The organism is Aeromonas sp. 25-AL00135, from assembly GCF_054052385.1.
This window is the reverse complement of the sequence record NZ_JBSTYQ010000004.1, coordinates 263,605-275,938: the sequence shown is the minus strand read 5'-3', so window position 1 is coordinate 275,938 and position 12,334 is coordinate 263,605. Positions and strand designations below refer to the sequence as shown.

Here is a 12,334-nt window from a genome sequence, read left to right as displayed (position 1 = left end):
CGCGCTTTTGGGGCGCAGTGATGGCGCAACGCACAAGCCTTGTATCGGGGCGACAATAGCGACACTATTGACTCCTTTTATGGGTTCCGCAGAGGCGCAGCCATGACCTGTCGTTACCGGGCGAGGCGTTGGCGAGCAGATTTTATGCGGGATAACGCGGGATAAAAGGGAGCAGAGCAGGATGATGGAAGGGACGGCGTGGCGCTGGCTCAATGAACCGGCCGAGTGGCACAAGACCAGCGACGGCTTGCAGGTGGTGACAGACCAGCAGACCGATTTTTGGCGCAGCACCTGGTATGGCTTCGAGCGCCATAGCGGGCATGTTTATGGCTGCGAGGTGGCGGGGGAGTTTACCTTTCAGGTCTGCGTCGAGGGGGAGTTCACCACCCTCTACGATCAGGCGGGGCTGATGCTGCTGCAAGACGAGGCGCATTGGCTGAAAGCGGGGATCGAGTACAACGATGCCCAGCCAATGATCGGCAGCGTGCTGACCAATCCGCGCTCTGACTGGGCCACCGGTATTTTCAGCGGTAATCCGCGCCGCTTCTGGCTGCGGCTGACCCGGCTGGCAGATTGCCTGCGTTTGCAATACTCCACCGATGGCAAGGTGTGGCCGCTGCTGCGCCTCGCCCCGTTCCCGCCAAGCGAACGCTGCTTTATCGGGGTGATGTGCTGCACGCCGGAGCGGCAGGGACTGGCGGTGCGATTCTCTGACTTGCGCCTCACGCCGCCCCTTGGCAAGGCGCTCCATGATTTGAGCTAGGCCAGCGGTTTTGCCTGCGACATTGAGCCAATAAAAAAGCGCCCACAGGCGCTTTTTTCATTTGGCGGGTAAAGCCTCAATTAGCTGATCAGGCTGGCCCACAGGTCATATTCGTCGGATTCATCGATCCGCACCTTGACCATGTCCCCCGGCTTGAGGCCGGTTTCGCCGTTGAGGTAAACCAGACCATCGATCTCCGGTGCATCGGCGAAGGAGCGGCCAGTGGCACCCTCTTCGTCCACTTCGTCGATGATAACGGTCATCTCCTGACCCACTTTGCGGGCCAGTTTGCGGATGGAGACCTGCTGTTGCAGCTCCATAAAGCGCTGGAAGCGCTCTTCCTGAATCTCTTCCGGTACCGGATCCGGCAGCTCGTTGGCCAGCGCCCCTTCGACCGGGCTGTATTTGAAGCAGCCGACCCGATCCAGCTCCGCCTTGTCGATAAAGTCCAGCAGCATCTGGAAATCTTCTTCGGTCTCGCCCGGGAAGCCGACGATAAAGGTTGAACGCAGGGTGATCTGCGGGCAGATCTCGCGCCACTTCTGGATCCGCTCCAGCGTACGCTCGACCGAACCCGGGCGCTTCATCAGTTTCAGGATGCGCGGGCTGGCGTGCTGCAGCGGAATATCGAGGTAGGGCAGTACCTTGCCATCGCGCATCAGCGGGATGACGTCATCTACGTGCGGGTAGGGGTAGACGTAGTGCAGACGTACCCAGATATCGAGCTTGGCCAGCTCTTCGCACAGGGCGACCATGCTGGTCTTGACCGGCATGCCGTCGTAGAAACCGGTGCGGTGCTTCACATCGACGCCGTAGGCGGAGGTGTCCTGGGAGATGACCAGCAGCTCCTTCACGCCCGCCTCTTTCAGGCGCTTGGCTTCTGCCAGCACGTCGCCGATTGGGCGGCTCACCAGATCCCCGCGCATGGAGGGGATGATGCAGAAGGTGCAGCGGTGGTTGCAGCCCTCGGAAATCTTCAGATAGGCGTAGTGGCGCGGGGTCAGCTTGACGCCGTGGGCCGGTACCAGACTGGTGAAGGGGTTGTGCTGCGGCTTCTCCACATATTTGTGGACGTGACCCAGCACCTCTTCGTAGGCGTGGGGGCCGGTGATCTCGAGCACCTTGGGGTGGATCTCGCGGATCTGATTCTCTTTGGCGCCGAGGCAACCGGTGACGATCACCTTGCCGTTCTCGGCCAGCGCTTCGCCGATCGCTTCCAGCGACTCTTGCACCGCGCTGTCGATAAAGCCGCAGGTGTTGACGACGACCAGCTCGGCATCGTCATAGCTGGGCACCACATCGTACCCTTCGGTACGCAGCTGGGTCAGGATGCGTTCTGAATCGACCAGATTTTTGGGGCAACCCAAGGAGACGAATCCTACTTTGGGGGCCTGTTTTGTGTTGGACATCGCTCAATCACTCTTAGGTGGCTCTTCTTTAAGGGCGCGGATTTTACCGGAATGGTTAACCAAAAACTATACAGCCAGCATGGCAGAACCGAACAATATCTCCGACCAGGCAAGATTGGGCTGCACCAGCAGTCGCTGATGACGTGCCCTTGGTAGGGCTATTGCCTCTGCCATGCAGGCTTGTTGTGGGGAAGCTGCTTTGTTGATTTTTCTGTCAATTTTGACGCTGTGGCGGGGAGAGCGTCAAAGGGAGTCACTATACTTCCATCACGGGGTCCCGTTGGAGAAGGCGATGGAAAGTTCATTTGGCGAAAAAATGCAGAGCGTACATGCCACGCTCAGGCAGCGCTTTGACAAGCTGAGTCGGGTGGCCATCGCGATTTATGACCCGCATACCGATCAGCTCAAGACCTTTGCCCATAGCACCGAGGGGCCCTCGCCACTGGTGCAGTATGAGGTGAAGCTGAGCGATGTCCCCTCCCTGAGTTATCTGGCGGAGCACAAGCAGCCTCGGGTGCTCAGCAATCTGGATGCCCTGCGTGGCTCTGCGTCGGAGCACAGCCGCAAGGTGCTGGAGGCAGGTTATGCCTCCAGCTATACCGAGCCGCTGCTGTTCAACAGCAAGCTGTTTGGCTTTCTGTTTTGCGATGCCATGGAGCCGGGATACTTCGAGGAGCCGATCCGAAGCGAGCTGTCGGCCTATGCCCAGGCGCTCTCGGCCATCATTGCGGTGGAGTTTTTCTCCATCCAGACCCTTGGCGGCGCGCTGACCACGGCGCGGGAGTTCAGCCGTTATCGGGATGAGGAGACCGCCAACCATCTGCACCGGATGTCTGCCTACTCCCGGCTGATTGCCAAGACGCTGGCCCCGACTTGCGGGCTGAGCGATGAGGAGGTGGAGTTTATCTACCTCTTCTCCGAGCTGCACGACATCGGCAAGATCGCGGTGCCGGACGCCATTTTGCTCAAGCCGGGCAAGCTGACGCCGGAAGAGTTCGAGATCATGAAGATCCACCCCGGCAAGGGGCGGGAGATGATCAGCCTGATGATCAACGAGTTTGGTCTCGATGGCATTCACCACACCGACATGCTGACCAATATCATCGCCAGCCATCACGAACGCTTCGACGGCACCGGCTATCCGCTGGGGCTGGCGGGGGAGGCGATCCCGCTGGCGGCGCGCATCGTGACGGTGGCCGATGTGTTTGATGCCCTGACCAGCGAGCGCCCCTACAAGAAGGCATGGCCGTTCGAGACGGCGTTTGCCTATCTGGAGGAGCATGCCGGCAGCCAGTTTGATCCCGCCTGTGTCGCCGCTGCCCTGCACAACAAGGCCGAGTTTTATGCCATCTATCAGCAGTATCAGGATCCGGCCTGCTCTGCGAGCGTGGCGGCCAGCGGCGCCGAGCCGGGTTGAGCTCGTGTGATGAGCGTAAGGGGGAGAGAGGCTGTTCAAGCATGACGAGAAGTAAATAGAGAGGGGGCACCAGCAGGTGCCCCCTCTCTTTTATGCGCCTTTTCTATTTCATGCGCCCTTTTTTTGCCGACCTTCTATCTGCGGCTAGGGCGGCTGCGGTCAGGTTACTTTTTGGGCGTCGGCTCGCTGATCTGATAGAGGTGATCCGCGCAGGCGCTGGAGCAGCCACAGGGGCGTACCTCTTTATCTTCCCGCTTCTGGGCAAGCTGGTATTGGCGCCACCAGATGATGGTGCCCATGGCCAGGATCAGCACAAACGAGGCGAGCAGGCTCAACAACCAGATGGACATGATCTCTTCTCCTTGATGGTGATGACATGCACGGCGATGGCATCAGTGATGATGGCAGCAACCGCCCTGCTGGTTGGCGCCTTCACTGCCATGACAACAAGTATGGCCTTGTCGTGAGCTCTCTACCTGATTGCTACTACTGGCGCAACAGTGATCGGAGCCACTGTTGCAACCACCGTGACAATTCGCATGGCTGTGGCCTGCGCCGACGGGCTGGATGGCACGGATAGTCGCTTTACTCTGATGACGGCGAGACGGACGCCCCTGACTTGCCGCGGTAAGAGGTTGCAGATTGGCGGGGGCCAGCAGCGCGGGCAGCGGCAGGCGGGCAGAGCGGCACTGCAGCACCCGGATATTGGCCGCCAGCAGGCGCCCCAGCATTCGCTCGCCGATATTGCGCACCACCACCTGACCCACCTGATGATGGGCGAGGGCGTCGAGCAGCGCTTGCTTGCCGTGGCAGCCTTCGGCGGCGGCCGGGTTGGCCAGGGTGGCGATGACGTTTCCTTCGGGGTTAAGAATTTGCAACTGCTCTGCACGGGTAAAGTGGCCAGCCAGCAGCCCCTGACTCAGCATCAAGGCGCTGTTGTTGGGGGTGGTGGTCATGGTTGTGACAGCATTCATGTCGGCTCTTCTCCACTGGTTGGGTGGTCGGGATCGGCGGGTTGCATCATCAATGCCTTGCCCAGACTCAGACACTCCACCACCTTGTAACGCCCTTTTTTCAGGATATTGGCCAAGGTCTGGCGGGAGACCCCCATCACCAGGGCGGCCTCCTGCTGCTGCATTCCTTGAAGGTCGACGAGGCGCAGTGCCTCGAACTCGTCAGGGGCCAGCGTGACTTGTTCCAGCTGATGCATGGGGCGGCCGTTGGGTTTGAAGCAGCTGTTGGCGGGGCGGCCACAGATCTGGCGGGCAATCTTGGGTCTTGGCATGGTGGCTCCTAATTGGCATAAGCCATTTATACGCTCATATGTGGCATATGCCAATAATTTTGTCGGGTGTAGAGAGCTACGCGAATGTTGTTTACGGTAGAGAGGAGTAAAGAGAGGGAAGAGGAATACGTACAAAAGCAGTGAAGGTGGCAGAAACGACGCAGGCCCGAACAGAGGTTCGGGCCTGCGGTTTTTGCAGAGGATGGTCGGGCCTTCTCGGCGAGCTTATGCCTGTTCGGCCTCGGCCACTGGAGCTGCGCTCTCGCTACCGTTGGCGAAGCGATCCGCCCACAGGGCAATCACGCCGTCACCGGTGACGTTGCAGGCGGTGCCGAAGCTGTCCTGCGCCAGATAGAGGGCGATCATCAGGGCGATGGAGGCTTCACCAAAGCCGAGCATGGAGGTGAGCAGGCCCAGCGCCGACATCACGCCACCACCCGGGGCGCCCGGGGCGGCGATCATGATCACCCCCAGCATCATGATGAAGGGGAGCATGGTTTCGATGCCCGGAATGGCCAGATGCTCGGAGAGGAACATCACCGCGGTGGCGCAGGTGACCAGGGTAATGGTGGAGCCACAGAGGTGAATGGTGGCACACAGCGGCACGGTGAAGTTGGCGATACCGTCGCTCACCCCGTTGTTCTTGCTCGACTGCAGGGCGACCGGAATGGTGGCGGCGCTCGACATGGTCCCCAGCGCGGTGAAGTAGGCGGGTAGCATGTTCTTGATGAGCTGGGCCGGCGAGCGGCCAAGGGCCAGACCGGTGCCCACGAACAGCACGGAGAGCCAGATCCAGTGCATCAGGATCGCCATCACCAGCACCACGCCGAAGGTTTTCAGGGTAGCGAATACGGTGCCTTCTACCGTCATCTCGACAAAGACCCCGGCGATATAGAACGGCAGTAGCGGGATGATCACCTTGGCCAGCAGGCGGTCGATGATGTCACGACCCTGATCGGCGACCCGGCGCAGATCGGTGGCCTGGGTGGCGCTGATGCCGATGCCGAACACGAAGGCGGCGGCCAGTGCCGACATCACGCCAAACAGCGGCGGGATCTCCAGATTGACGTAGGAGGCGAGCTTGATAGCCGTGGCCGTGGTGGGCTCGGCGGCGGTGGTGAACTGCGGGATCAAGTGGCTCGCCACGGTAAAGGCGAACAGCCCCGCCAGAATGGTGGAGCAGTAGGAGAGGGCCACGGTTTTGCCCAGCAGCTTGCCGGAGTTTTTCGGCAGGCTGGCGATGCCGCTCATGATAAAGAACAGAATGATGAGCGGAATGGTGAAGGTGATCAGCTGACCTATCACTGTCTTGGCCGTAAACAGCACGCGCGCCACCCACTCAGGGGCGTAGAGACCGAGCAAGAGACCGGCAAGGATGCCAGCAATGAGTTTCAGGACAAGTTTCATAAGGAAATCCGGAGTTGGTTGTATTGTCTGTTTTGTTATTAAAATTTGATATTAATCACACTTTTTAACACGTAAGCCGTGTTATGTCTGCCTTTTCTGCGTTAACGCCGAGTTAAATATTGTCGAAAGCCAAGATCGCCGACTAGCTGTCGGCTTGGCGTTGAACGGGAAAATCCGTGATGAATTAGCCCGTTAGGTGGCCTGATGATCGCCATGCAGCAACATGACGTACTGGTTGGCGTGTTGACTTGCGGAATCTGACGTACTGGCTGATACGGCTTCCATCGGCGCCAGTTGCAGCGCTATCCCGGATGTGGTGACCAGTTGCTGTAGCTGAGCGTGACTTATTTTGCCGCTTGGCTGCAGGGGGAAGCAGAGCGGAGCGCCCGCTTTGAGCAGGGTCGCCAGCTGTTGCAACTGGGGAACAAGGGTGGCCGCGTCGCCATCAAGCGGGCGGCTCAGCCAGATGCCATCGTAAGGGAGCACCGAGTGCATCTTCGCCAGTGGGCAGACCCGCACTGCTTGTCCGGATTGCTGCGAGGCGACTTTGGCGTCAGCCAGCACAGCGTCACAGGCAGTGACTACATACCCTTCTGCACGCAGCCAGCAGAGATCCTCCCCCGTACCGCACTGACCATTGAGCAGGTGAGCACCGGGTTTGAGACGCGCCACAAAGGCAGCTCGAACGTGGGCGTGCTGGTCGTTAAATAGCCGGGAAGCGGGGATGGCGTCAGAGTGTGGCACAGGGGTTACCTCAAGCAGGGGGCGCACAGGGTAACAAATCGGGGCCTGACTGCCAAAACGTGCGGTCAGTCCCCGATTTGGATGTGAGGAAGTTGCCGGAGCTGATTAGCGGCCGCAGGCAGGCCCGTGGGGCTGGGCCAGCATGGTGAACATGCTCTCTATCATAAAGGCGGATTCGCCCTGCAGGTCGATCCGCCCCGGAAAGTGGAGCCAGTTGATGATGTAGCCATCCAGAGTGCAGTGGAGCAGGGTGGCGGCGCGCTGCAGGTTGAGGTTGGCGGGCAGTTGGCCCCGCCGTACCGCATTGGCCAGGGTGGTCTCCAGGTCTCGAAAGAAGTTGGCGGACTGGCTGCGGATATGCTCGCGCAATGAGATGGCTTCCCCCCTCCAGCGATTCGAGATTGAACAGTATGGTGAACATCTGCCGCTGGGCTGGATTGTGAATGAAGCTGTGGAGCACCCCTTCGAAGAAGAGGCGCAGTTGCCCCAGCGGATCCGGCTCATCTGGATTGAGGCAGGCATCGAGCTGGTGGGCGAGGGGACTGCAGAGCTCCTGCCAGAGCGAAATGAAGAGTTCATCCTTGTTCTTGAAATGCCAATAGATGGCACCGCGGGTCAGGTCTGCCGCCCTGGCGATGTCGGTCAGGCTGGTCTTGGCCAGGCCCTGAGAGCAGAACAGATCCAGCGCCGTGCTCATGATGTGGCAGCGGGTTTGCTGCGCCTCTTCTTTGGTTCGTCTGGCCATCGAAATTTGTGCCTCATGCAAGCAAAAAGTCACTTACATACATTTATGAATGTATGTATATTGCCTCATCTTTCGACTATTTACCAACAGGGCCCGTGTGGCCCTGATTGTTCATTGACTGGCAAAGGCTCAGGTGTTTCATGCATAAACATATTCTTGCTCGTTCAGTTGGTCTTGCCTTGCTGGCTACAGGCTTGCTGGCAGGTTGTGGTGACAAGGGGGGCGCACCCCAGGGACAGGGCGGCATGCCCCCCGCGGCGGTCAACGTGGTGACCCTGCAGAGCGGTCCGCTGATGTTGACCACCGAATTGACCGGTCGCAGTGCCCCGTTGCGGGTGGCCGAAGTGCGTCCGCAGGTGAGCGGCATCATCCTCAAGCGCCTCTTTACCGAGGGAAGCGATGTGAAGGCGGGCGATCTGCTCTATCAGATCGACCCGGCTGTCTATCAGGCGGCGGTTGCCAGCGCCAAGGCCAATTTGGCCAAGGCCGAGGCCAACGAGCAGAGTGCCCGCCTCAAGGCGCAGCGCTATCAGGAGCTGCTCAAGGTCAAATCCATCAGCCGTCAGGACTATGACGACGCCGACGCCAGCTGGAAGCAGGCCAAGGCGGAGATCATGGCGAGCAAGGCGGCTTTGCGCACTGCCGAGATCAATCTGGGTTACACCCGCATCACCGCCCCCATCAGTGGCCGCATCGGTAAATCCGCGGTGACCGAGGGGGCGCTGGTGACAGCCCAGCAGGCTGACAGCCTGACCGCCATTCAGCAGCTCGATCCCATGTATGTGGATGTGCGTCAGTCCACCGCCGATCTGCTGCGCCTCAAGCGACTGGTCGCCGAGGGCAAGCTGACCCAGGACGAGCAGAAAGGGGCCAAGGTGACCTTCCAGCTGGAAGATGGCTCCACTTATGGCGAAGAGGGCTCGCTGCAGTTCTCCGATGTGACCGTGGATGAGACCTCCGGCATGGTGACCCTGCGGGTGATTGTGCCCAACCCTCACCAGCTGCTGCTGCCCGGCATGTTCATGCGCGCCACCCTGCAAGAGGGTGAGCGGGCGCAAGGGCTGCTGGTGCCGCAAACTGCCGTGACTCGCACCCCCAATGGCGGTGCCACCGTGATGGTGGTAACCGCTGACAACAAGGTGGAGCTGCGCAACGTGCAACTGAGCCGTGTCGTCGGCAGCAACTGGGTGGTGGAGTCAGGGCTCACCTCCGGCGAGCGGGTGATCGTGGCTGGCTTGCAGAAAGTACGACCGGGCGCCGTGGTCAATCCCGCCGAGCAGGGTGCTGATGCACCGTCTGCTCAAGCTGCGTCCAACACCCCGGCCAACAAGTAGGATGGAGTAGTCGCTTCATGGCTCGATTTTTTATAGACAGACCCATTTTTGCCTGGGTGATCGCGCTGGTGATCATGCTGGCGGGTAGCCTGGCCATCATCAAATTGCCGGTCGCCCAGTATCCGAGCATTGCGCCGCCTGCTGTCGGTATTTCTGCCAGCTATCCGGGCGCATCCGCCAAAACGGTGGAAGACTCGGTAACCCAGATCATCGAACAGAACATGACCGGGCTGGATCACCTGCTCTACATGTCCTCCCAGTCTGACTCCGCGGGGCGGGTGTCGGTGACCCTCACCTTCCAGCCGGGTACCGATCCCGATATCGCCCAGGTGCAGGTGCAGAACAAGCTGCAGCAGGCGATGTCGCTGCTGCCACAAGAGGTTCAGCAGCAGGGGATCCGGGTTCAGAAGACCTCCAGCAGCTTCCTGATGGTCGCGGCGTTCATTTCCAGCGATGGCAGTATGAACAACGACGACCTGGCGGATTATGTGGTCTCCAATATCAAGGAGCCCCTGAGCCGTCTGGACGGGGTAGGGGATATCACCTTGTTCGGCAGCCAGTACTCCATGCGGGTGTGGCTCGATCCCAACAAGCTCAACAGGGTGCAGATGACCCCGGGTGATGTGCAGGCGGCCATCAAGGCGCAGAACGCCCAGGTGGCGTTCGGCAAGCTGGGTGGTACTCCGTCGGTGGAAGATCAGCAGTTCACCGCCACCATCATGGGGCAGACACGTCTCTCTACCGTGGAACAGTTCAACGACATCTTGCTGCGGGTGAATCAGGATGGCTCCAAGGTGCGGCTGAAAGATGTGGCCCGGGTCGAGCTGGCGGGTGAAAGCTATGACGCCGATGCGCTCTACAACGGCCAGTCTACCGCCGCGGTCGCCATCAAGCTGGCGACCGGCGCCAACGCGCTGGATACCGCGGAGAAGGTGCGTGCCAAGCTCAATGAGCTGTCGGATTACTTCCCGGCCAACATGGAGATCGTCTACCCCTACGACACCACGCCGTTTGTGAAGATCTCCATCGAGGAGGTGGTGCAGACCCTGATCGAGGCGATCTTCCTGGTGTTCTGCGTCATGTATCTGTTCCTGCAGAACTTCCGCGCCACCCTGATCCCGACCATTGCGGTGCCTGTGGTGCTGCTCGGTACCTTCGGGGTGATGGCGGCGTTTGGCTTCTCCATCAATACCCTCACCATGTTCGGCATGGTGCTGGCCATCGGCCTGCTGGTGGATGACGCCATCGTGGTGGTAGAGAACGTGGAGCGGCTGATGAGCGAGGAGGATCTCTCCCCGCTGGAAGCGACCCGCAAGTCGATGACCCAGATCACCGGTGCGTTGGTGGGGATCGCGTTGGTGCTCTCCGCCGTGTTTGTGCCGATGGCCTTTTTCGGCGGCTCGACCGGCGCCATCTATCGCCAGTTCTCGCTGACCATCGTCTCGGCCATGGTGCTGTCGGTGCTGGTGGCGTTGATCCTGACTCCGGCCCTTTGTGCCACCCTGCTCAAGCCGATGAAACATGGCGAGTTTGGGGCCAAGCGCGGCTTCTTTGGCTGGTTCAACCGCGCCTTTGATGCGGGGACCAACCGCTATCAGAGCGGCGTGCGCAAGGTGATCAAGCAGGGCGTGCGCTACAGCCTGATCTACGGTGCCATGCTGGCGGTACTGGCAGTGCTCTTTATGCGGATGCCCACCTCCTTCCTGCCGGAAGAGGATCAGGGAGTCATCATGTCCATGGTGCAACTGCCGGTGGGGGCGACCAAGCAGCGCACCGAGGTGGTGCTGGCGGATATGCGCGACTACTTCCTGAAAAACGAGAAGGATAATGTCGATTCTGTGCTGACCGTATCGGGCTTCAGCTTCGCCGGTAGTGGCCAGAACGCGGGGATGGCCTTTATCAAGCTCAAGGACTGGAGCGAGCGCAAGAGCCCGGATCGCAGCGCCAATGCCATTATCGGCCGCGCCATGGGCTATCTGTTCAGCATCAAGGAGGCGCAAGTGTTCGCCTTCAACCTGCCTCCGATCCCGGAGCTGGGGACGGCGACCGGTTTTGACTTCTTCCTGCAGGATCGCGGCGGTATCGGCCACGAGAAGCTGATGGCGGCGCGCAACCAGCTGCTTGGCATGGCGGCGCAGGATCCCACTCTGGTGCGGGTACGCCCGAACGGGATGGAAGATACGCCGCAGCTCGATATCAAGATTGACTACGAGAAGGCGCTGGCGCAGGGGCTCTCCATCGCGGATATCAACAACACCCTGGCTACCGCCTGGGGCTCGTCCTACGTCAATGACTTCGTTGACCGTGGCCGGATCAAGAAGGTCTACATGCAGGCGGATGCCCCCTTCCGGATGAACCCGGAAGATCTCAAGCTCTGGTATGTGCGCAACAGTGCCGGTCAGATGGTGCCCTTCTCCGCCTTTGCCAGCACCGAGTGGAGCTTCGGCTCACCCCGTCTGGAGCGCTACAACGGCGTGCCGGCGATGGAGATCGTTGGTGAGGCGGCACCCGGCAAGAGTACCGGTGATGCGATGGCTGCGATTGAGCAGATGGTGAAACAGCTGCCGGAAGGAGTGGGCATCGAGTGGACCGGGCTCTCCTTCCAGGAGCGTCAGGCCGGTTCACAGGCTCCTGCGCTCTACGCCATCTCCTTGTTGGTGGTGTTCCTCTGTCTGGCGGCCCTCTACGAGAGCTGGAGCATTCCGTTCTCGGTGATGTTGGTGGTGCCGCTCGGGGTACTGGGGGCCATTGTGGCTGCTACCCTGCGCGGGCTGGAGAACGACGTCTACTTCCAGGTCGGCCTGCTCACGACCATCGGCTTGTCGGCGAAGAACGCGATTTTGATCGTGGAATTTGCCAAAGAGCTCTATGACAAAGGGATGGGACTGGGCGAGGCGGTGGTGGAGGCGGCGCGCCTGCGTCTGCGTCCAATCCTGATGACCTCGCTCGCCTTTATCCTCGGGGTGCTGCCGCTGGTGATCAGCTCCGGCGCCGGTGCAAGTAGCCGCAACGCCATCGGTACCGGCGTGATGGGGGGGATGATCAGTGCCACCGTTCTGGCCATCTTCTTCGTACCGCTCTTCTTTGTGTTGGTGATGCGTTACTTCACCAAACACAGCAGCAAAGAAGAGCGCCTGACCCATGCCCATGAGTCAAAACATGACTGATGGCACTGTTCTTCTCAGTTAACTTGCGCAGCCAGAAGATGAAGATAGTGTTAGGCCAAAACT

The 12,334-nt window shown here is 60.1% G+C and carries 10 protein-coding genes and 1 pseudogene; 4 read left to right on the top strand and 7 right to left on the bottom strand.

All coding sequences use genetic code 11. From position 1 onward, the window contains the following. Window positions 1-181: 181 nt before the first annotated feature. Window positions 182-763, top strand: coding sequence for a DUF1349 domain-containing protein (locus tag ACW5XC_RS05415; RefSeq protein WP_042052980.1), 582 nt, complete (start codon window positions 182-184; stop codon window positions 761-763). A gap of 80 nt (window positions 764-843) precedes the next feature. Here the strand turns inward: ACW5XC_RS05415 and rimO are convergent, their stop codons facing one another. Continuing rightward, complete coding sequence (gene rimO, locus ACW5XC_RS05410) at window positions 844-2,172, bottom strand: 30S ribosomal protein S12 methylthiotransferase RimO (RefSeq protein ID WP_042052981.1); 1,329 nt, start codon at window positions 2,170-2,172, stop codon at window positions 844-846. A 292-nt stretch (window positions 2,173-2,464) separates the two neighbouring features. On the opposite strand from rimO, the gene ACW5XC_RS05405 reads away from it, so the two are divergent. After that, window positions 2,465-3,589, top strand: a complete 1,125-nt coding sequence (locus ACW5XC_RS05405; RefSeq protein ID WP_042052982.1) for an HD-GYP domain-containing protein — start codon at window positions 2,465-2,467, stop codon at window positions 3,587-3,589. A 164-nt stretch (window positions 3,590-3,753) separates the two neighbouring features. Here ACW5XC_RS05405 and ACW5XC_RS05400 read toward each other — a convergent pair whose 3' ends face one another. The 6 genes and pseudogenes from ACW5XC_RS05400 to ACW5XC_RS05375 form a co-directional block, all read right to left on the bottom strand. Next, complete coding sequence (locus ACW5XC_RS05400) at window positions 3,754-3,939, bottom strand: hypothetical protein (RefSeq protein ID WP_005338109.1); 186 nt, start codon at window positions 3,937-3,939, stop codon at window positions 3,754-3,756. Between the two features lie 42 nt (window positions 3,940-3,981). Then, window positions 3,982-4,563 (bottom strand): NifB/NifX family molybdenum-iron cluster-binding protein, encoded by a 582-nt coding sequence (locus ACW5XC_RS05395; protein WP_042052984.1) that lies wholly within the window; start codon window positions 4,561-4,563, stop codon window positions 3,982-3,984. Continuing rightward, window positions 4,560-4,874: a DUF134 domain-containing protein gene (locus tag ACW5XC_RS05390; RefSeq protein WP_042052985.1), complete on the bottom strand. Its 315-nt coding sequence runs from the start codon at window positions 4,872-4,874 to the stop codon at window positions 4,560-4,562. Before ACW5XC_RS05390 ends, ACW5XC_RS05395 begins: the two co-directional genes overlap by 4 nt. A 225-nt stretch (window positions 4,875-5,099) precedes the next feature. Then, window positions 5,100-6,281, bottom strand: coding sequence for a dicarboxylate/amino acid:cation symporter (locus ACW5XC_RS05385; protein ID WP_005359180.1), 1,182 nt, complete (start codon window positions 6,279-6,281; stop codon window positions 5,100-5,102). A gap of 192 nt (window positions 6,282-6,473) precedes the next feature. Then, complete coding sequence (locus tag ACW5XC_RS05380) at window positions 6,474-7,025, bottom strand: methyltransferase domain-containing protein (protein ID WP_042052987.1); 552 nt, start codon at window positions 7,023-7,025, stop codon at window positions 6,474-6,476. Between the two features lie 105 nt (window positions 7,026-7,130). Next, a pseudogene (locus tag ACW5XC_RS05375) lies at window positions 7,131-7,770 on the bottom strand (TetR family transcriptional regulator). 140 nt (window positions 7,771-7,910) lie between these two features. Between ACW5XC_RS05375 and ACW5XC_RS05370 the strand changes: the two are divergent. Together ACW5XC_RS05370 and ACW5XC_RS05365 are read left to right on the top strand one after the other, a co-directional pair. Further along, window positions 7,911-9,104 (top strand): efflux RND transporter periplasmic adaptor subunit, encoded by a 1,194-nt coding sequence (locus ACW5XC_RS05370; RefSeq protein ID WP_021231193.1) that lies wholly within the window; start codon window positions 7,911-7,913, stop codon window positions 9,102-9,104. A gap of 17 nt (window positions 9,105-9,121) precedes the next feature. Then, window positions 9,122-12,271 (top strand): efflux RND transporter permease subunit, encoded by a 3,150-nt coding sequence (locus ACW5XC_RS05365; RefSeq protein WP_042052989.1) that lies wholly within the window; start codon window positions 9,122-9,124, stop codon window positions 12,269-12,271. Window positions 12,272-12,334: the final 63 nt, after the last annotated feature.